Genomic DNA, 20,822 nt, shown 5'->3' with positions numbered 1-20,822 from the left:
AACCTTACGCTGTTTGTACCATCTTCGTCTCTAATAACCTAAGAACTACTTCCATCCCTTCCTTGTACTCTTCTGAAAGAAACTTCTGTCCATTTAAGGTTTTGATTTTACTCTGCAGTTCGAGGAAAAAACTCCTCGCATTATCGGGACAATCAAAGCTAAATTTCGCGTCAAAAATACGACTCATTAATGAAAATAACTCAATTTGCCGATCAAAGGGACAATAACAATCTACAGCATCAAAAGCATTCTGTTGGAGGTAACAAAAATCATATAATTCTGCCTTCAGGTAGATCTCCATATCATCCATGGGGATACCTTCTTCTCCAACGACTTCCATACGCTTGCCAATCTCGGATCCTTCGCGAAGAAAGTAATTTGCTTTTTTGACTGCTTCTCCCCAGCCTTGAATCTTATTCTCTAATATATCTCCAACTTGATCTAAGTATTTTGACCATGAGATCATCGGATCAATAGAAGGATAACGTCGAGCATCGGCACGAGCTTTTGAAAGACCGCAAAAAGCTCCTACTACAGATAAAGTAGCTTGTGTTACAGGCTCTTCAAAATTCCCTCCTGCAGGAGACACAGCGCCACATATTGTCAAAGAACCTTCCGAACCATCTTTCATGCGTACAGCACCACCACGCTCATAAAAAGCGGCTATTCTTGACGCTAGATAAGCTGGGAAAGCTTCTTCTCCTGGAATTTCTTCCAATCTTCCTGAGATTTCTCTTAATGCTTGAGCCCATCGCGACGTCGAATCAGCAAGTAAAAGCACGTGTAGACCCATCTGTCTATAGTATTCTGCAATAGTAATTCCCAGATAGATTGAAGATTCTCTAGCTGCTACAGGCATGGAAGAGGTATTACAAATAATACACGTCCTATGCATTAAAGATTCTCCGGTATGAGGATCGGTAAGGTGAGGAAATTCTTGTAATACTTCCACAACTTCACCAGCACGCTCTCCACACGCACAAAGAATCACAATATCTACAGCAGCATATTTAGATAAATGGTGTTGCAAAACTGTTTTCCCCGCACCAAATGGACCGGGGGTACAAAATGTTCCGCCCTTCAATACAGGAATTTGCGTATCTAAAATACGTACACCTACGTCCATAATCTCATGACAGGGCACCTTATCTCCTTGGATAAATGCCTGCTTAATTGGCCATCTCTGAACCATAGTAAAGCTGTATTCTTTCCCATCGGCATCTCGGGCTTTAGCAACTACTGTATCAACGCTATAGCTACCTTCTGAAATCACCCAAGTGATGGTTACCTCTTTAAAACAAGAAAACGGCACCATAATTTTATGGTTAAAGTATCCTTCTTTCACAAAACCTAAAGCGTCTCCACGAAGAAGAACATCCCCTACAACAGCTTTTGGCGTATATTCCCACAATGTATGCTTACAAAGGGCATTAACATACTCCCCTCTTTTCAAAAAGAAGCTACTTTCTGCCAATACCTGCAGACGGTTTTGCAATCCATCAAAGATTCCTTGTAATAATCCCGGACCTAATTCTGCTTCCAACAAGTGCCCTGAGAAAGTTACTAAAGCTCCTCGGCAAACGTCTTGAGTATCTTCAAAAACCTGAATTTTAACCTCTTGACCTACAACCTCAATAACTTCAGCTTTTAACCACGTATCGTTAACACTAACGTAAGCAACTTCTCCTTGACGCACGTGTCCCTCAAAACGCACACGCAATAAATTGCCGTAGGCCTCTACAACATATCCCTGAGTTGTTTGTCCTGAAGTTGCTACCATGTGATTGCCTTTTCCATAGAATTAATAATGTTTCTGCCTTTCTCTAAATTTACCATACTATTGCGAATGGCAAATAAATATGCTGCAACCCTTGCTAAAACTGCATTTGCATCAAAATATTTATCACGATACATCTCCTCAATTTTATGAAATTCGTAAAGAGATAGTGTACGATTCAATGTATGAGGTAAACGTCCGTAATCTTGTAATACATCGCTCAAATCTGAAAATTCTCCTGGAAGCTCGTAATTAGGAGCATCTTTTTGCATCAAGACTTGAAGCACTACAGGATCAGAGCTGTCTTCATCTCTTAATACATAGGAAACATCTAGTTTCATGACTCGAGAGCGAAAACCTGCCAAAATAATACGTAGATTTTGCTTGAAAGCAAAGTACGTGCGAAGGAACTCAGAAGAGCTATGTTGATAATATGATAGAAATTCCCTAACCAATGAGGAAAAGTTGTCCACACGCTCTTTAGGAGTCTTATATTGTAATAGAAAATCCTTAAAAAAATCCTCAAACTCGCAATCATCTGACCATTGTTGAAGATTAACCATACTCTCAACATTGTCTTGTGTTACGATACCATAAGAATGTGGCAGGGGCTTCCCAGACCAGAAAAATGCAAAATTTTCAAAATCAAAAAAGCGTTTTAAGATAACGTAATACCCTAGATCTTGATCAGATAAATTTAGATGAAGTAAATCATCAAGAATATCAAAAGAATAGACCGGCTGAGACTCAGGGAGCTGAGGAAGAAAAAATGACGATAAAAAGTAGTATTGAGTCATAGCAATAACTCTAAATTTGGTTAGGACTCCGTATTTGAGAAAAAAACCTAGGAGCCCTGAAATATCATTTCACGAAAATCTTTTTGCAAATAACGCATTAAAAGATCAAGCAAGGTATCTGAACTAAGATCTAAAACCCAGTTCTTATCTTCAACTTTTAATTGAACACCACCGATAAACTTACCGACAGCCACTCCCTTACCTTTGAGTTTTGCTAATACGGATTTTCCTAGGAGTTCATTAACAGCTCTTGTTGCCACGTGTTTACCGATATAGGCCGTAAGATCCCCGGAAATGCCTTGGTCTTCTATAGCTTGTATCAACGCTGCAACAAGTTTAGCAGACACCTCAGGATCAGCTAAAGCATTGTCTAGCCATTCCGCTAAGGATTCTTTAAAGACTTTGTTTTCTACAGCTTGTTTTAAACTTTCTAAGGAACGTTTTCCTGCTTGAGCTAAAGCAGACTCTCCCTGTTTTAGCTTATTGTCAGCTTCTTGTTGAGCTGAAGCAATAATCTGAGCAGCCCGTTCCTGAGCTTCGTCAATTATCCTTTTCGCCTGTTCCTTTGCATTACGCACAATGGCGTCTGCTTCATCTTCAGCAGGCTTTAAAGTTTCTATTCGTAGAGCATCGCAGATTTGCTTTAATTTGTCTTCTGCACCGAGATCTGCCATATCATTGCTACCATGAGAAAACAGAGTTTATCTTAAAAAAAATTTCGATTATAATTCAACTAATCCAACAGATTATAGCATTAGATCATTTAAATAAAATTAAATAAAAGATTTCCATGAAACTTCATGCTCTTATTTCTTTTCTGTTTACTAGTTTGCCGCTCATAGCAAGCGCAAATCCTGAAACACAAAGAACACCACAAAACAGCGCAAAACAGTCTCACAGACGTCCCTCAAGCGTTTCTCAACGAAGAGCATTGAAAAGATCACAAGCCATTGTTCCTAATGAAATTGCTTCACGCTATGTTGCAAAAAGAGCGACTAAAAATAGAAAAATACCGCAGACGGAAAAATCAAAACACTTAGTTTCATGGGTTTCTTATTCTGGCGATGAGTATTCAATTCGCATTCCGAATAACTGGCAATGCATAAATGATAAAACACAACTCCCCGAAAAACTAGATGTAGTATTTATTGGACAAGGCGTAGGCTCGCTAACCCCTACGATTAATATTTCTCAAGAAATTACATCTAAAAAGCAACCTGAATATATTGAAGAGATCCTTGCGTATCATAAAGCTAATGAAATGACATTAGAATCTTCTGTATTCACTCATATTCAATCTGCTAACGGAGAATTTACTATCATTAAAACAGAAAAAAATTCTTCTTGGGGTAAGGTTTTTTGCCTACAAGGCGTTGCGGTTATCAACCATAAAGCCTACATTTTTACAAGCACGGCCACTTTGGATGATTATCCCAATGTATCGTTGATTTTCTTAAAAACTGTCTCTTCATTCAAGCTTTCAGCAAAAGAGGCAGCTTCTGGAGATGCAATCCTCGAAGAAGCCTTGAAAGCTCTTCAAGCAGAAATAGAATAATATTCGGAATCTTTAAACCAAAGATGCGTTCTCTTTATGTAAGACTTCTCTTTTAAGAGCATCGAAAATAAAGCGAATTGCTATCTTTTTTCCCTCAATAGTTAAATTGAAAACTACAGGGAATCTTGAAAAGAGCAATTGGAAAGGGATCTCTACAGCGCTATCTTGAACAGATACAGAAACTGCGGCATTTCCTAATATAGAAGAGGCTTCATGAATCCTCAAACATAGTGCAGCGAATTGACGAATAGAGTTCCGCATTGACGGGTCGAAGGTATATGTAGAAGAACAACAACTACAAGCTAGGACTTCCTCCAAGCTAAATACAGAAAAAGAAACTTCTCCTTCGCAGCAGCACGGACAGGAAAAAACAAGTAACGAGTTATGGTTCATCTTATCTTCTTTAATTTGCCTTTAAAGTATTTACTTCAACTCAAAGACAGTTTTTCTTACGCATCTTGGGCAGCTATTTGCTTAATAAATTCTGTAACCGCTGCTTCAAGAATTTGAGTATCACCAGAAAATATACGAATACCCTCAGCAAGTTTCTCAGTAGCCATAGCGTCTTCATTCATTAAGAAACGAAATACACTTTCTGTTAATTCAACAGGTTGAACATCTAGTTTCTTAGCAGCTGCAACATCTAATTTTTTTGTAACCGGTGATTGATCCTTTTTCAATTCATCTAACAGTTTTGGAGAAACTGTTAGCAAATCACATCCTGCTAGAGCTAATACCTGTTCCTTAGAACGGAAAGAAGCGGCCATGATTTGTGTAGGGATATCAAACTTCTTATAATATGTATAGATATTCGATACAGAAGCCACACCTGGATCAGCCTCTATAGAATACCCTTCATCTCCATAAGCAGCTATCCACCAATCATAAATACGACCAACGAACGGTGAAATTAATGTTGCTTTTGCTTTTGCAGCAGCAATAGCCTGAATCAAATTAAAAACAAGAGTCACATTACAGGCAATACCCTGTTTTTCTAGAACTTCTACAGCTTGAATTCCTTCCCAAGTGCCAGGAATTTTAACTAGAAGACGTTTCTTATCGCCACCGGCAGCAGCAAATAACTCACTTAAGAAAATGGCTCTTTGAATCATTGCTTCTGCATTAAACGAAAGACGCGCATCAATTTCCAAAGAAACTCTACCCGGAATACAGTTAAGAATTTCTAAACCAAAATTGACCTGTATCTTGTCTAAAACAAAAGTTAAAGTTTGAATATCATCGCCGTTTTGTCGAATTCCCCAAGCAATTGCTTCGGTTAGCAATTCTTGATACTTCGGCTCTTGCGCAACTTTGAGAATAAGAGATGGATTCGTCGTTGCGTCTTGAGATCCTGAAGATTTAACTAACTCTGGATCACCAGTATCACAAACAAGAACACTCAAGAGTTTTAGTTGCTCGAATTGGCTAGACATAAGCACCCTGTTATCACTATTCGTCTTTCGGTGAGGCTACCAAAAAAAAACATTACTATCAAGGAGGTTATGGATCAAAACTTAACCTCCTATTCCGATCGTTAAAGCCTAAAGCCTAGCTAACAAGCGCATTCAGATTCGCTTACAAAGTCAAAAACAAGATCCTCTTGTTCTTTTTCTAAGTATTGCTTAATCCGCTTATGCGTATCAAACCCTGTACCTCCAGGAATCATATGTCCCATAATGACATTTTCTTTAAATCCTAAGAGGTAGTCAGTTTTACTACTACAAGCCGCATCAGTTAATACCCGAGTCGTATCTTGGAAGGATGCTGCAGAAATAAAGGATTCTGTACCCAACGAAGCTTTGGTAATTCCTAACAATACAGGAACAGCTTGAGCCGGTTTACCACCATCTTCTTCCGTACGTCTATTTTCTTCGTAAAACTCTTTCTTATTAACTTCTTCACCAAAGAGTAAAGTTGTATCACCTGGATCAGTAATGCGAACTTTCTGCAACATCTGACGCACAATAATTTCAATATGCTTATCATTGATGTCCACACCTTGTAGACGATAAACTTCTTGAACTTCGTTCACCAAATATTTCTGTAATTCACGAACACCACAGATTTCTAAGATTTCATGAGGAACAACTAAACCATCTGTAAGTTGCTGCCCTTTCATCACGTTATCTCCACGCTGAACAATCAAGTGTTTGGTCAATGGGATGAGGTGTTCTTCTTCCATTCCTGTGATTTCATCACGAACAACAAGAATACGTTTATTTTTCTGAATTCCTTTAAAGTCTACAACACCATCAATCTTAGCAATATCTGCTGCATCTTCAGGTTTTCTAGCTTCAACCAACTCAGCAACCCGTGGTAAACCACCAGTAATATCCTTAGTCTTAATAGCTCCACGAGGCAATCTCGCTAACAACATACCTGGATCAACTTTTTGGTTTTCTTCCACTGAAATAATAGCTCCAGAAGGAATCGCATAGGTTCCAACCAATTCTGTTAAACCGGCATCAGAGTAAATAGCAATTTGAGGATGTAATTCACCACGATGCTGTTTAACAATAAGCTCGACTAACCCTGTGTTTTTATTGACGACTTTCTCTGTAGAAATACCTTCTACTAAGTCTTCATATTTTACAAAACCAGGCTTATCACAGATAATTGGAATATTGTGCAGTTCAACTTCAGCAATTCTTTGACCTGAAGATACTTTCTCACCATCGCCAACTAAAATTTTCACACCAAGCTCTACAGGATAAGTCTCTAGACTTTCTATAGACTTAGTACTTAAAAGCTTCTTGTATTCTTCTAGATTACGTCCCTCATCACGGACAACGTGAATGGCTCCCTTCTTATTCAACACAAGGTTATTTCCATCTTGGCCCACAACGACACGAAGATCCATGTACACCAAAATACCATCACAATCGGTAACAATTTCCGGAGTGGAGGATGTCGCAGCAATACCCCCAAGGTGGAATGTTCTCATTGTTAACTGTGTTCCAGGTTCTCCGATGGATTGGGCAGCGATAATACCTACTGCTTCCCCTAAACCAATAAGGCGACCATTGGCAAGATTTAACCCGTAACACTTAGCGCAAACACCTCGACGACTTTCACAAGTAAGTGTAGAACGAATTTTGATACTTTCAATTCCAGCATCATCAATAAGTTCTGCCTGGGCAGATGTAACAACGTCTCCATTCTTAGCAAGAAGCTTGCTCTTGTCCCCTGGTTGGTAGATATCTTCAGAAACCGTACGACCGTAAATACGATCTTTTAAAGGTAAAAGTTCTTCAGAACCTTGGCGAATCGCAGAAATCTCAATATGATTCAATGTCCCGCAATCTTTCTCTGTAATAATTACATCTTGGGCTACGTCAACAAGTCTTCGAGTTAAATATCCAGAATCCGCTGTTTTTAAGGCGGTATCGGCTAAACCTTTTCTAGCACCGTGAGAAGAAATTGAGTACTCAAGAACTGTTAATCCTTCACGGAAGTTTGAAGTAATTGGAGATTCAATAATGGCTCCATTTGGCTTCGCCATCAAACCACGCAAAGCGCCTAACTGTTTTAACTGAGACTTATTACCTCGAGCTCCGGAATCAATCATCAAGAACAAAGGATTGTGCTTACTCTTCGCTTGTTTGCTAATCTCAACATAAAGAGCATCTGACAACAACTCGGAAACTTCTGTCCAAATACTAATAGTTTTGGAATGGCGCTCTCCGTCGGTAATAATACCATCGTCATATTGCTTCTTAACAACCGCAACTTTATCGTAAGCTTCTTTAAGAATTTCTGTCTTAATTTCAGGAATTCTAACGTCTTTCAATCCCATAGAAATCGCAGCTTTTGTCGCTTGGATAAAGCCTAAATCTTTAAGGTCATCTAAAAAACGTACAGTAGCTTCAAGACCGACTCTCTTATAACATTGCAAAATCAATTCACTGATACGCTTACTTGGCATACTGTAATTTTGGAATCCTAATTCCTTAGGGACAATTCTATTAAATAGAACCCTTCCAGGAGTGGTCTCAATGATCTGACCATCGATACGCACCTTGATTTTTTCATGAATATGGATGCCGCGTCCGGTTTCATCACAACGATTACCTATACGTTCATCGAGGAATCCACCTGTATATAATGCTCGCAATACTTCAGTAACATCTCTAAAGATCTTGATTTTTCCACCATGATCTTCTGGGAAATATGTAGGATCAGCCATTAGATAATAAATACCCAATGTCATGTCTTTAGAAGGTGTTGCAACAGGTTTTCCTGAAGATGGCAAGAAGATGTTATCAGGAGCCATCATCAAAACCTTAGCTTCTAGCTGTGCTTCGATAGATAGTGGCACGTGAACAGCCATTTGGTCTCCGTCAAAGTCAGCGTTGAAAGCTGCACATACTAACGGATGGACACGAATCGCTTTACCTTCAATCAATACAGGTTCGAAAGCCTGTATCCCTAAACGGTGAAGCGTGGGCGCTCGGTTAAGTAGAACAGGATGGCCTTTAATGATTTCTTCTAAAACGTCCCAAACCTCAGGAGCTCCACGTTGAATCATCTTCTTAGCAGAACGAATGGTATAGACACTACCTTGATCTTTGAGTCTTTTAATAATAAACGGCTCGAACAATTCAAGAGCCATTTCTTTAGGCAGACCACATTGATTAAATTTCAATTCAGGACCAACGATAATAACAGAACGTCCGGAATAGTCGACCCTCTTACCTAAGAGGTTTTGTCGGAAACGTCCGTTTTTCCCTTTCAACATTTCAGAAAGAGATTTTAAAGGACGATTTCCCGCACCCATTACAGGATGACCGTGACGACCATTATCAAATAAGGCATCCACAGCTTCCTGTAGCATACGTTTTTCATTACGAACAATCACTTCTGGAGTTTTCAATCTTAAAATAGCCTTCAGACGATTGTTACGATTGATTACACGACGATACAAATCGTTTAAATCAGAAGTAGCAAATCTTCCACCATCCAATGGAACCAACGGACGAAGATCAGGTGGAACAACGGGAACGCTTTTTAAAACCATCCATTCAGGATGATTGGAAGAGGAAACAAAACCTTCAATAATCTTTAATCGTTTAGCAAGTTTCATTCTAGCTTGCTGAGATTTTGTTTTTCGTAAACGATCCTTAAGCTCTTTTAACAAGCTTTGAAGATCTTCTGATTTTAATAAATCATAGATAGCTTCTCCACCCATTTTAGCTACGAAAGCATCTTTACCCCACTTCTCAATGACTTCTCGATATTGAGCATCATTTAAAAGCTGTTTCTTATTTAAATCTGTCTTACCTGGATCGATGACTACATATTCTTCGTAATAAATAATCCTTTCAAGATCAGATGCGGTCATTCCTAAGACGTTACCTATTCTTGAAGGTGTAGTCTTGAAAAACCATATATGCACAATAGGTACTGCTAGCTCTATATGAGCCATACGTTCGCGACGTACTTTAGAAAGAGTTACCTCTACCCCACAGCGATCGCAAACAATCCCTTTGTGTTTTATTTTCTTATATTTACCACAACAACATTCCCAATCCTTTGTAGGACCGAAAATCTTTTCGCAAAATAGCCCACCTTTTTCAGGTTTAAACGTACGGTAATTGATTGTTTCAGGCTTCTTAATTTCCCCACAAGACCACTTATCGCGAATAGTAATATCTGAGGCAATTCCAATTTCTAATTTATCAAATAGCCCCTCTTTAGATAGAGTGACATTGTCTCGAGAACCTTCTCCGAACATTATTGTTTTTCTCCAATAAGTGATTTGTTAAGCATCTACTACCATAGGACGGACATCAAGTCCTAAACCTTGCATTTCTTTAATTAAAACGTTAAACGACTCAGGTGTACCTGATTTAAGAAGATTTTCTCCTTTAACAATAGATTCGTAAATCCTTGTTCGTCCAGAAACGTCGTCAGATTTTACTGTGAGAATCTCTTGGAGCATATGAGCTACCCCATAAGCTTCTAAAGCCCACACTTCCATCTCCCCAAATCTTTGACCTCCCATCTGAGCTTTACCTCCAAGAGGCTGCTGAGTTACTAGAGAGTAAGGTCCAATAGATCTAGCGTGAATTTTATCTGCAATCAAGTGGCTGAGTTTCAACATATAAATGTAGCCAATAACTACAGTATTATCGAATCTCTCTCCCGTCTTTCCATCGTATAGGTAAGACTTACCGTCTGCAGGTAATCCTTGCTCGATCATCATGTCCCAGATACGAGATTCTGGGAATCCTTCAAACACTGGAGTTTTTACATGAATGCCAGCAGTTTTTGCAGCATAACCAAGATGTGTTTCTAACACCTGGCCCAAGTTCATCCTCGAAGGCACCCCAAGAGGATTTAAGATCATCTGTACAGTTTCGCCATTAGCTAAATATGGCATATCAGCTTCAGGAACAATCTTAGAAACAACCCCTTTGTTTCCGTGACGTCCAGCCATTTTATCTCCAACTTGGAGTTTTCTTTTTGAAGCTACATAAACCTTAACCTGACGAATGACACCGTGATCAAGATCAGCATCTCCTTCACGGATATGCTCAACTTCTGTTTTATAATTGACTTCCAGACGTTGTAAAGAAGTCTCATAATCAGAAAGCAGACCTTTTAAGACATCGTACATTTCACAGGGAGGCATAAGAAGATCGACTAAAGTCTCTTGTTCAAGAAGTTCTATAGTCTCTTGATCAAATACTGTACCTTCTTGAACCAAGATATCCGCTGTACGTCGGTGAATAATCGAAGCTGGAGCTTTCTCATTAAGCAATAATGCTCCGAGTTTCTCACGATATTCAACCTTCAACACTGAAATTTGATTCTTATAACCCTTCTGCAAGTCTTTTAAATGAACAGCTTCTTCCACAAGTTCGTCATCACTCTTAGAAAGTCTGTCTTTTCTACTAAAGACCTTAACATCCATGACGACTCCTTCTGTTCCAGGAGGCACCGTCAAGGAAGCATCTTTAACATCAGCAGCCTTCTCACCAAAAATAGCGCGTAGAAGACGCTCTTCTGGAGCGAGTTCTGTTTCTGATTTTGGCGTGATTTTACCGACAAGAATATCGCCAGGTTTTACTTCAGCACCAATCCGAATGATTCCGTCTTCACCTAAGTTTGCTAAAACTTCCTCAGAGACATTAGGAATATCACGAGTAATCTCTTCTTTTCCTAATTTTGTATCTCTAGCTGTCAGTTCGAATTCTTCAATATAAATCGAAGTATAAGCATCTTGCTTAATGAGCTTTTCAGAAATAATAATCGCATCCTCAAAGTTGTATCCATACCATGGCATGAAGGCAACTAGGATATTCTTTCCTAAAGCAAGCTCTCCTTGATCTGTAGCAGGGCCGTCAGCAATAACATCACCTTTAACTACTACATCTCCAACACTACATAAAGGTCGTTGGTTAATGCACGTACCTGAATTTGATCTTAAGAACTTTTTAAGATCATAAGTACGTTTCAATGTTGGGTTATGTTTAGCGGAAATAACTATCTTATAACCGTCAACATATTCAACAATTCCGTCTTCTTCAGCGACAACAATGGCCCCAGAATCTTTAGCAGCACGAGCTTCCAATCCCGTTCCAACAATAGGAGATTCTGTCTTTAACAAGGGTACAGCCTGACGTTGCATGTTTGATCCCATGAGAGCACGGTTAGCGTCATCATGTTCTAAAAATGGAATCAAGCCTGTAACAATTGATACCAATTGTTTTGGAGAAACGTCCATATGTGTAACAGTACTTGTATCAGCTTCAAAAGCCTCTCCACGACACCTTGCCCAACATACAGGATCCACAAACATATTATATTCATCTAAAGTTGCTGAAGCCTGAGCAATCACACATTCTTCTTCAACGTCAGCAGTCATATATTCGATTTCATCGGTAACGATACCATCTCTAACAATACGGTAAGGAGTCTCAATAAATCCAAATTCATTGATTTTCGCAAAAGAAGAAAGCGAGGTAATTAAACCAATATTTGGTCCTTCTGGAGTCTCAATTGGACAAATACGTCCATAGTGACTCGCATGTACGTCACGAACTTCAAATCCGGCTCTTTCCCTATTCAAACCTCCAGGGCCCAAAGCTGATAAACGCCGCTTGTGCGTTAATTCCGCCACAGGATTAGTTTGATCCATAAATTGAGAAAGTTGAGAACGACCGAAAAAGTCTTTTAAAACACTTGCGAGACCTTTTGCCGAGATAATTTTTCCAGGAATTAATGTATCGGAAGAGAAATCAAATAGATTCATTCTCTCACGAACAATTTTTTCCATTCTAGCCAAGCCCGAGCGGCATTGGTTTTGAATTAATTCCCCTACAGAACGTACGCGACGATTTGCTAAATGGTCAATATCATCAATCGAAGCTTTTTCATCTCCCATTTTTAAACGGATAAGATACTTTAAAGCACCGATAACATCTTCTTTTCTCAGGGTAACCTGTGATAGAGACTCATCGTCCATTGGGAATCCAAGTTTTCTATTCAACTTGTAACGACCGACTCTACCTAAGTTATAGCGCTTAGAATCGAAGAATAGACGCATAATTGTAGATCTAGCGTTTGCTAATGTTGCAGGCTCGCCTGGACGCAATCTTCGATAAAAGTCTTTTAAAGCAGCTTCATAAGAGTCTGTTGGATCTTTCGCCAACATTTTGATGATAGGGTGATTCTCATCTGCCTCTACAGCTATTTTTAAAGTTGAAATATCAGCGTCCAGCATGCGTTTTAACATTGCTGTACTAAGTTTTTCACCAGCTTTTCCGTAAACCAACGAAGAAGCCTCGTCAAGAACATTATCAGCTAAAATCTTACCAACCAAAAGAGTGAAATCTTTTTCACTCTTTAAAGAGCGCTCTTCTATTTGGAAAAACTCTTCAATGATATCGGCATCAGATGAATACCCCAAAGCACGAATAAACGTCATAGCTAAAATCTTACGACGACGTTTCTTTCTATCAATATGGATATAAATTAAATCATTGATATCAAAAATAGCTTCTAACCAGCTACCTCGATAAGGAATAATTCTAAAAGAAAATAAAATATTTCCTTTAGAGTGCTTTTCCTGTTCAAAGTTAATTCCTGGAGATCTATGCACCTGAGAAACAACGACTCTTTCAGCACCATTGATAATGAAGGTACCTTTGTCTGTCATAATGGGTATGGTTCCCATATAGACTTCTTCTTCTTTGATTCCTGTTTCATCGGTCAAACGAAAACGAACTTTTAGAGTTACGCTATAGGTGATTCCTCTACGAATACACTCATCGGGTGAGTATTTCGGCACACCTAAGTTATAAGATAAATACTCTAAGATAGTAGCTTCGTTATAAGATTTAATTGGAAAAATCTCTCTGAAAACTTCTTCCAAGCCGACATTATCGCGCTCTTCCGCAAGCTTCCCAATCTGAAGAAATTGCTTGTATGACTTAATTTGAATTTCAATAAGATTTGGAAGATCTAAGATATCTTCCTTTTTTTTGACGCTAACCCGCTCCGGGCATTTGAACATGCGAGCTCTCCTAAGACTATTGTGATGCCAAAAGACTTCCCTTAAACAAGCCTACGTATGCCTGTTAAGGGAGTATTACGATTGTATACATGATAAAAAAAGAAAAGAAAAATCTATAAGGATTTTTCTTTCCTATAGATTACAAGCCTTTAAAGGAAGCTTTTGCTCCAGCTTCTTGTAATTTTTTAACAGTATCCTCAGCATCAGACTTAGAAGTTTTTTCTTTAACAGTTTTAGGTAAGCCTTCTGTCATTTCTTTAGCTTCTTTTAAAGCTAATCCAGTAACTTCTCGAACAACTTTTAAAACGCCGATTTTTTTATCCGCAGGAACATCTTCTAAAGTCACAGCAAATTCTGTTGACTCAGCAGGAGCGGCATCACCACCTCCAACAGCAGCGCCAGCAGCAACAGCCATCATAGGAGCAGCAGCAGTGACATCCCATTTATCTTCTAACAATTTTTTTAAAGCGGCTAGTTCTAATACTGTTAAGCTGCTTAATGTCTCTACTAAAGTTTCCAAACTTTGTGTCGTCACTTTTGTCACCCTTACTTAATTTGAGAGTTTTAACATTCTTCTTAGTTTTTTTGTGTTTTCTGGTCGATACAGGAGATAACACCAGAAAGGGCCGATCCCATAATTCCAACAACCTGAGACATAGGAGCAGCTAACAGCCCTACAATTTGTTGTCTCAATTCTTTTATTGAAGGTAATTTGGCAACAGCCTCTACTTCCTTACCCGACAAGTTAGCGCTATCAATTCGTCCGGCGAGAAAAACTAGTGAATCGTTATGTTGTTTATTAAAATCTAATACTTGTTTTGCTGCAGAGACAGCATCATCATAAGCAAATACTACGCCTAGATGTCCTCCGGTATCCGAAGAATCTATATCAAAACCAGCACTTTCCATGGCTTTGAAAAAAATTCTTTTTTTCAATACTTCAAATTCTGCAGAAACTCCGGAGAGTGAATTGCGAAACTCTCTAGAATATGCTGCCGTAAATCCAAGATATCTTAATAAAATAAAACCTTGGGATGCGGAGATTTTCTCTTCTACCTCTTGAAGGAGTAATTTCTTTTCTTCTTTCATTTTCCCTCTTGAATTAAGACGCCATTAACTCTCTAGTATCTATAGAAATACCGGGCCCCATAGTTGAAGAAACGGTGAATGATACTAGATATTGCCCCTTAGCTGCCGGCGGCTTAGCTTTGATTAAAGCAGAGCATAAAGCTTCGATATTTTCTTTAAGAAGATTCCCATCAAATGATAGCTTACCTACGCCAGCATTACATACTCCGGCGCGATCTGCTTTAAATTCAATTTTTCCCTTGCGCAATTCAGCAATAGCTTTAGTAACATCCATTGTTACTGTGCCGGCTTTAGGTGTAGGCATAAGATTTCTAGGTCCTAAAACCTTACCTAATTTTCCAACTTCACGCATCATATCTGGAGTGGCAACAGCGACATCAAAATCGACCCAACCACCTTTGATTCTTTCAACAAGATCATCGCTACCCACGAAATCAGCTCCGGCATCTAATGCCTCCTTAGCTTTTTCTCCAGCAGCAAATACAAGAATTTTTAAAGTTTTTCCTGTGCCATTAGGCAGAGAAACTGATCCACGAATTTGTTGATCACTTTTCTTTGGATCTATGCCCAGTTTGATAGATACGTCGACAGTTTGATCAAAGCGCACTGTGGGGCATTGTTTTAAAATGTCTATAGCTTCTTGCAAAGAATATGACTTTGAAAAATCATAGCTTTTTAAGATGCCTCGTATACGTTTTCCATGTTTTGTCATAATTATGCAGCCCTATTACAATTTACTCGACGTCTATACCCATACTTCGGGCTGTTCCTTCCACCATGCGTTTCGCAGAATCAATAAGAACGACGTCCATATCCTTCATTTTTTGTTCGGCAATAGCCATCACCTGCGCCTGAGTCAATTTTCCAACTTTATTTCTGTTAGGAATTTTAGATCCAGACTCTAGATTCAATGCCTTTTTGATCAAAGAAGATACGGGAGGTTGTTTGGTTATGAATGTAAAAGTTTTATCTGAATAAACAGTAATTACTACAGGCAACAGGTCTCCAGGACGATCTTGCGTTGCAGCATTAAACTCTTTGCAAAATCCCATAATATTGACACCAGCAGCACCTAAAGCAGGTCCTATTGGAGGAGCTGGATTGGCTTTACCACCAGGAATTTGCAGTTTAATTAACTTAATTACCTTTTTATTCGACATACTAAACCTTACTCTATCTTGACGCCCCTCTATGAATAAAGAGGAAGAAACGAAAAACTAAAATTATAAGAAGATAGAGAATAAGAATACACAGATTTTCTTACTCTTATTCACTTTCTTGTTCCAGAGCAACCTCTTCCACTTGCCAAAACTCTAAATCATCAACACGAGTTTCTCTTCCAAAGATGGATACCATGACGCTCAAGCGCCCCTTATCATGAAAAACTTCAGAAACAACACCGATGAAGTTCACAAAAACACCATCATTAATTTTGACTCTGGAGCCAACATCAAATTTATGTTTTTGTACAACACCTGCTTTCTTCTCTTCGAGATCCTTTAAAATGTTTCTTACTTCATCTTCGGATAAAGCTAGAGGAACTCCTCCACCTAAAAATTCAACAACGCCAGGATTATTTTTTACATATAACCAAGATTCATCCGTCAAATGCATTTTAATTAACAGGTATCCCGGCCAGATGAATTTCTCGACTACTTTATGTTCACCTTTTTTTACTTCCATAACGTTTTCTATAGGCAAGACGATCTCTTGTATAAAATCCGCCATTCCAGATGATTCTTTAAAATCTTCTAAAGCTTTTTTAACTTTTTTTTCTTGAGCCGTAAAAACTTGAACGACATACCACTTAAACATGCAACTAACCAAACAAAAAGCCTGTTATACTACTTAGCAACGTAAGTAGCTTACGAAACACCAGATCAACACAATATATAGAAAAGCCTAAACCAAAAATACTTGCTATCACGATTTTCACGTATCTTTTCAGATCACGCTTACTGACCCATTCAATTTTTTTAATTTCGTCTAGAAAGCCAGCTCCTGCTTGCTTTTTAGCCTTAGAGATTTTTTTAGAGAGTGTCTCTTGGTGATTGCGTTGTTTCATAAGCGAATTTCTAGATCAAAAATTAAGTCTATACGGGTGCGAAGGGAGTCGAACCCCCGACCGGCGGCTTTGGAGGCCACTGCTCTACCAGCTAAGCTACACACCCAAAAAAGCATGATTGAGACCAAAAACCTCAATCATGCTTATAAATTTACCTATATTAGGCAATAATTTTTGAGATCGTTCCAGCGCCGATTGTACGACCACCTTCACGAATAGCAAATCTCATACCTTCTTCTAGAGCTACTGGGCTAATTAATTGAACATCAAATTCAACGTTATCACCCGGCATGACCATCTCTGTACCTTCTGGAAGAGTTACAACACCTGTTACGTCTGTTGTACGGAAGAAGAATTGTGGTCTGTATCCAGTGAAGAAAGGTTTATGACGTCCACCTTCTTCTTTTTGTAGGATATAAACAGCACCTTTAAATTGTGTGTGAGATTTTACGCTGTTAGGTTGGCAAATCACCATACCACGTTCAACGTCATTCTTACCGATACCTCTGAGGAGAAGACCAACGTTTTCTCCTGCTCGACCTTCTGGAAGTTCTTTTCTGAACATTTCCACACCGGTAACAATAGTCTCTCTAGTATCTCTTAAACCAACGATCTGTACTTTATCACCAACTTTAACAATTCCACGCTCGATACGTCCTGTTACCACAGTACCACGACCAGAAATAGAAAATACGTCTTCAATAGGCATTAAGAAAGGTTTATCAATTTCACGCTCCGGTGTAGGGATGTTATCATCCACTGCCTGCATTAATTCACGAATTTTTTCGACATAGCTCGCATCGCCTTCCAAAGCCTTCAAAGCAGAACCACGGATGATTGGGCAACCTTTGTAGCCTTTTTCTTCTAAAAGTTCAGCTAATTCCATTTCAACTAAATCTACAAGCTCGGCATCTTCTTGAGAAATCATATCGATCTTATTAAGGAAAACAACGATGTAAGGAACACCAACCTGTCTTGCCAAAAGAATGTGTTCTTTTGTCTGAGGCATCGCACCGTCAGTAGCTGAAACAACGAGAATTGCACCGTCCATCTGGGCAGCACCTGTAATCATGTTTTTAACGTAGTCAGCGTGACCTGGACAGTCTACGTGAGCATAGTGACGGTTAGGAGTTTCATATTCAACGTGAGATGCGTTGATAGTAATTCCTCTAGCTTTTTCTTCAGGAGTATTGTCAATAGAACTGTAATCGCAAAAATTAGCCAACCCCTCTGCTGACAGCGCACGTGTAATCGCAGCTGTTAGCGTAGTTTTACCGTGGTCAACGTGTCCAATGGTCCCTATATTGATATGGGGTTTATTACGTTGAAAAGTTTCTTTTGACATTTCAGAATCCTCATTAAATTAGTTTTACTCCAACCATTGCTTCTGCCCAGAATAGGAATTGAACCTACGACCGCTTGCTTACCATGCAAGTGCTCTACCACTGAGCTATCTGGGCCTATATTCACTGTTTCATAATGGCTCAGAGAATTGCCTAGTCTATGTCACTTATTTTAAAACATCAATAGAAAACAGTTAACGATGCCTGTATACAACTCTAGCTTTTGTTAGATCGTAAGCTGACATTTCAACGGTAACGCGATCTCCAACAAGCAAACGGATGTTACTCATACGCATTTTACCACATAAATGAGCTGTGACCGGCATGCCATTCTCTAATAATATTTTGAAATGCATCCCGGGAAGGAGTTCTTGCACCCTACCCTCAAGCACGATAGTGTCTTCTTTTTTTGCCATGTATTAATTATCCTTAAACAAAATCCTCTCGGCCACAGACATCTTAACATTAAAGACTGGCCAGACGGGCAGATTTGGTCTTTTTAAAGAATAGAGCTTATCCCATTCCGCTCCATCCATAAATGCAGCAGAATTATATTCAGTGTGAAGAAAAAGTCAAACGCCTTTCACGGATAGTCGAAATATTATAAAAAAATTATTGAACTCTTCAGATCATGTGGAAAAATTTATTACAATATTTACAACTAAAATCAATTTACTTTACTATGTAGCGACTTAATTATCTTTAATAAATATAGAATGACATCTTCTGTTACTTTTAGAGCTCCTTCTCCTAGTAGCTTGGAGAGTGTGGTAAGCGTGCAAAATCATAGTGAATCCGATAGCGAAACGGATATCCCTATAGAGAATCCTCAGCTACCTGACAGCAAGATTAATGGAATTACTATATCCTCTTCCATCCCGCCTCTCTCTTCTTTAAACATTTTACCCTATCGCCCTTCTCCAAAAACATGTTTAGACCACGTACGTTCTGTAGGAGAAAAAATTAGTTCTTTCTTAAGGGATAATTGGAAATATATTCTATTATATATCCTTGCCTGGGCTCTAATATTAGCTTGTCACCATACTATGGCAGTAACTTTAACCATATGGCTAGGTATTGGGCTAGGTATTGGAGTGATTTTTGGTATTTTCACTGCCAATGTTTTAGATAGAAAAAATAAGTATAAGAATACGAATAGTCTTTGGAATTTGATGAATTATGGGTTGCAACAACTTGACCCAAATGGAACACGTCAAATTCTTTTAGCTACAATTATTGCCTCTATTTCTGCTCTGATTTATGCCATTCCAGAAGCTGTTGGAATTACCATTGGTGCCTGCATAGGGAACCAAATTAGTATTCTAACCTGCTATGGGCTGCGTTTAGGTGATGATGATAATTATGTTGCGGATCAAGAAGCTTTTGATAAAAAAGTGGCAAATATTCAAAAAGCAATTAATCAATACCAATTAATTAAAAATCAGATGATCATGCAAAAGCAGATTTCTGCAATTGCAGCGCAACAGAATAATCCTCAAATGACAAGTGCGTTACATACATTGCAATTGGAGATGAATGCGCCTTTGCCTTATGTATTCGACGTACCTAAAACACAGTATCAGGACCGCCTACATTTCAGTGATCCCGATCTTGTTATTGCCTCAGCAAATCAAAGAATTCTTACCCTATCGCAAACTCTAATCTACTTGAGACAAGAGCCTAATCGTGTTGTTGAGGAATAATTTTGGAACCCTCTGTATGCCCATTACACCATTCTGGATGTTTGAAGAAACAGCATCGCATTTCAGAGATACTATTTCCTGAAAAATTTCATAAAGATGCGTTATACAACTCCCTTTTAGACATTGGCTCTCAATCTAAAGTTTTCGATAAAAGTAAAATTACAAGAGAAAACCTTGTCTTAGGCTGTCAGAGCGACTTATATCTCTATGAGATATATCAAGAAGGTCGCTTATTCTTTTTTACCTATACAGAAGCTCTGATCTCTTCAGGGATTGCCGCACTATTTGCTGAAGTATATTCTGGGGAAACGCCCGTCACCGTATTAACGTGTAGACCTGTATTTTTTGACCAACTCAGCCAATATCTATCCATCGGAAGGATAAATGGTGGGGAATCTCTATATATGCGTATGAAGCAAATCTCCGTACGTTATCTAAAATCTTCAGAATAGATGATGGATATCGCTTGCTTGTCAGAAGGTTATATGCTACTATCCGTTCTCTTAATCACGGGGCAGTAGCTCAGCGGTTAGAGCCACGGACTCATAACCCGTTGGTCACAGGTTCGAATCCTGTCTGCCCCATGTTCTTTTTATTCCCAATTCACAACTATCTTTTTTAATCTCCTTTTCTATATTACCCTCTAGCACAACTCGTTCATAGTGTTTGACTTATTAGGAAGATCTAATCTAAAATCTCTTGGGTTTTAAAAACTTATTATTACTTTTTGAGCCTAACAGCTAATGCGATAGCCTCAAGTAACTCACTCAATAATTAGGGGTCATCGCCGGTAAATTAGTTTCAAAAACACTTTCTAGAATCATAAATTAAAATTATTTAGGAGATCTTATGGAGCCGCCTAACGCCCTTCCTCCTCCACCTCCGTCACTTCCTTCATGGTTGTTAGAACAAACCGGAGATGCAGGTATAAAACACTCTGAGGACACATCCAACCAACTAACCCCCCCCCCCC

18 protein-coding genes and 3 tRNA genes are annotated in these 20,822 nt (G+C 38.8%); 4 read left to right on the top strand and 17 right to left on the bottom strand.

The window, feature by feature from the left end; genetic code table 11:
- Positions 1-4 precede the first annotated feature (4 nt).
- Genes O6937_RS05045 through O6937_RS05035 form a run of 3 tightly spaced genes read right to left on the bottom strand, consistent with a single transcriptional unit; the run spans position 5 to position 3,248 of the window.
- Positions 5-1,780, bottom strand: coding sequence for a V-type ATP synthase subunit A (locus tag O6937_RS05045; protein WP_332390554.1), 1,776 nt, complete (start codon positions 1,778-1,780; stop codon positions 5-7).
- The gene (locus O6937_RS05040; RefSeq protein ID WP_332390553.1) at positions 1,774-2,574 is read right to left on the bottom strand and encodes a DUF2764 family protein; all 801 of its coding nucleotides are present in this window, start codon (positions 2,572-2,574) and stop codon (positions 1,774-1,776) included. The genes O6937_RS05045 and O6937_RS05040 overlap by 7 nt, the downstream gene beginning before the upstream one ends.
- Positions 2,575-2,621: 47 nt before the next feature.
- Positions 2,622-3,248, bottom strand: a complete 627-nt coding sequence (locus tag O6937_RS05035; RefSeq protein WP_332390552.1) for a V-type ATP synthase subunit E — start codon at positions 3,246-3,248, stop codon at positions 2,622-2,624.
- A 116-nt stretch (positions 3,249-3,364) separates the two neighbouring features.
- Here O6937_RS05035 and O6937_RS05030 point away from each other — a divergent pair, with 116 nt between their 5' ends.
- Positions 3,365-4,129 carry a hypothetical protein gene (locus tag O6937_RS05030; protein ID WP_332390551.1) on the top strand — a complete coding sequence of 255 codons (765 nt, stop codon included), beginning with the start codon at positions 3,365-3,367 and terminating at the stop codon, positions 4,127-4,129.
- Positions 4,130-4,141: 12 nt separating this feature from the next.
- Here the strand turns inward: O6937_RS05030 and O6937_RS05025 are convergent, their stop codons facing one another.
- The 14 genes from O6937_RS05025 to infA form a co-directional block, all read right to left on the bottom strand.
- On the bottom strand, positions 4,142-4,522 hold the full coding sequence (locus O6937_RS05025) for a ferredoxin (protein ID WP_332390550.1): 381 nt from the start codon (positions 4,520-4,522) through the stop codon (positions 4,142-4,144).
- A gap of 56 nt (positions 4,523-4,578) precedes the next feature.
- A complete protein-coding gene (gene tal, locus O6937_RS05020; RefSeq protein WP_332390549.1) occupies positions 4,579-5,562 on the bottom strand; it encodes a transaldolase in 984 nt (327 codons plus the stop codon).
- Positions 5,563-5,681: 119 nt separating this feature from the next.
- Positions 5,682-9,863: a DNA-directed RNA polymerase subunit beta' gene (gene rpoC / locus O6937_RS05015; RefSeq protein WP_332390548.1), complete on the bottom strand. Its 4,182-nt coding sequence runs from the start codon at positions 9,861-9,863 to the stop codon at positions 5,682-5,684.
- Between the two features lie 27 nt (positions 9,864-9,890).
- The gene (rpoB, locus tag O6937_RS05010) at positions 9,891-13,649 is read right to left on the bottom strand and encodes a DNA-directed RNA polymerase subunit beta (protein WP_332390547.1); all 3,759 of its coding nucleotides are present in this window, start codon (positions 13,647-13,649) and stop codon (positions 9,891-9,893) included.
- A gap of 139 nt (positions 13,650-13,788) precedes the next feature.
- Entirely contained in the window at positions 13,789-14,184 is a 396-nt protein-coding gene (gene rplL / locus O6937_RS05005; RefSeq protein ID WP_332390546.1) for a 50S ribosomal protein L7/L12, read from the bottom strand.
- A 41-nt stretch (positions 14,185-14,225) separates the two neighbouring features.
- Positions 14,226-14,738: a 50S ribosomal protein L10 gene (rplJ, locus tag O6937_RS05000; protein ID WP_332390545.1), complete on the bottom strand. Its 513-nt coding sequence runs from the start codon at positions 14,736-14,738 to the stop codon at positions 14,226-14,228.
- 13 nt (positions 14,739-14,751) lie between these two features.
- Complete coding sequence (rplA, locus tag O6937_RS04995; protein WP_213241250.1) at positions 14,752-15,450, bottom strand: 50S ribosomal protein L1; 699 nt, start codon at positions 15,448-15,450, stop codon at positions 14,752-14,754.
- Positions 15,451-15,472: 22 nt separating this feature from the next.
- Complete coding sequence (gene rplK, locus O6937_RS04990; protein ID WP_332390544.1) at positions 15,473-15,898, bottom strand: 50S ribosomal protein L11; 426 nt, start codon at positions 15,896-15,898, stop codon at positions 15,473-15,475.
- Between the two features lie 106 nt (positions 15,899-16,004).
- Positions 16,005-16,553, bottom strand: a complete 549-nt coding sequence (gene nusG, locus O6937_RS04985) for a transcription termination/antitermination protein NusG (protein ID WP_332390543.1) — start codon at positions 16,551-16,553, stop codon at positions 16,005-16,007.
- Between the two features lie 4 nt (positions 16,554-16,557).
- Positions 16,558-16,803 carry a preprotein translocase subunit SecE gene (gene secE / locus O6937_RS04980; protein ID WP_117274460.1) on the bottom strand — a complete coding sequence of 82 codons (246 nt, stop codon included), beginning with the start codon at positions 16,801-16,803 and terminating at the stop codon, positions 16,558-16,560.
- Positions 16,804-16,836: 33 nt separating this feature from the next.
- Positions 16,837-16,909: transfer RNA gene (locus O6937_RS04975), tRNA-Trp, on the bottom strand.
- 54 nt (positions 16,910-16,963) lie between these two features.
- Positions 16,964-18,148, bottom strand: coding sequence for an elongation factor Tu (gene tuf / locus O6937_RS04970; RefSeq protein WP_332390542.1), 1,185 nt, complete (start codon positions 18,146-18,148; stop codon positions 16,964-16,966).
- 43 nt (positions 18,149-18,191) lie between these two features.
- Positions 18,192-18,263 (bottom strand) — tRNA-Thr (locus O6937_RS04965).
- Positions 18,264-18,340: 77 nt separating this feature from the next.
- On the bottom strand, positions 18,341-18,562 hold the full coding sequence (infA, locus tag O6937_RS04960; protein WP_006343365.1) for a translation initiation factor IF-1: 222 nt from the start codon (positions 18,560-18,562) through the stop codon (positions 18,341-18,343).
- 300 nt (positions 18,563-18,862) lie between these two features.
- Between infA and O6937_RS04955 the strand changes: the two genes are divergently transcribed.
- The 3 genes from O6937_RS04955 to O6937_RS04945 all read left to right on the top strand — a co-directional run bounded on the left by O6937_RS04955 (position 18,863) and on the right by O6937_RS04945 (position 20,433).
- Positions 18,863-19,849: a hypothetical protein gene (locus O6937_RS04955; RefSeq protein ID WP_332390541.1), complete on the top strand. Its 987-nt coding sequence runs from the start codon at positions 18,863-18,865 to the stop codon at positions 19,847-19,849.
- Between the two features lie 2 nt (positions 19,850-19,851).
- A complete protein-coding gene (locus O6937_RS04950) occupies positions 19,852-20,301 on the top strand; it encodes a SufE family protein (RefSeq protein ID WP_332390540.1) in 450 nt (149 codons plus the stop codon).
- Positions 20,302-20,360: 59 nt separating this feature from the next.
- A tRNA-Ile gene (locus tag O6937_RS04945) sits at positions 20,361-20,433 on the top strand.
- The last annotated feature ends 389 nt before the right edge of the window (positions 20,434-20,822 follow it).

The organism is Chlamydia sp. 04-14 (assembly GCF_036632095.1).
Taxonomy (GTDB): Bacteria; Chlamydiota; Chlamydiia; order Chlamydiales; family Chlamydiaceae; genus Chlamydia.
This window is presented reverse-complemented; position numbering and strand designations above follow the sequence as displayed.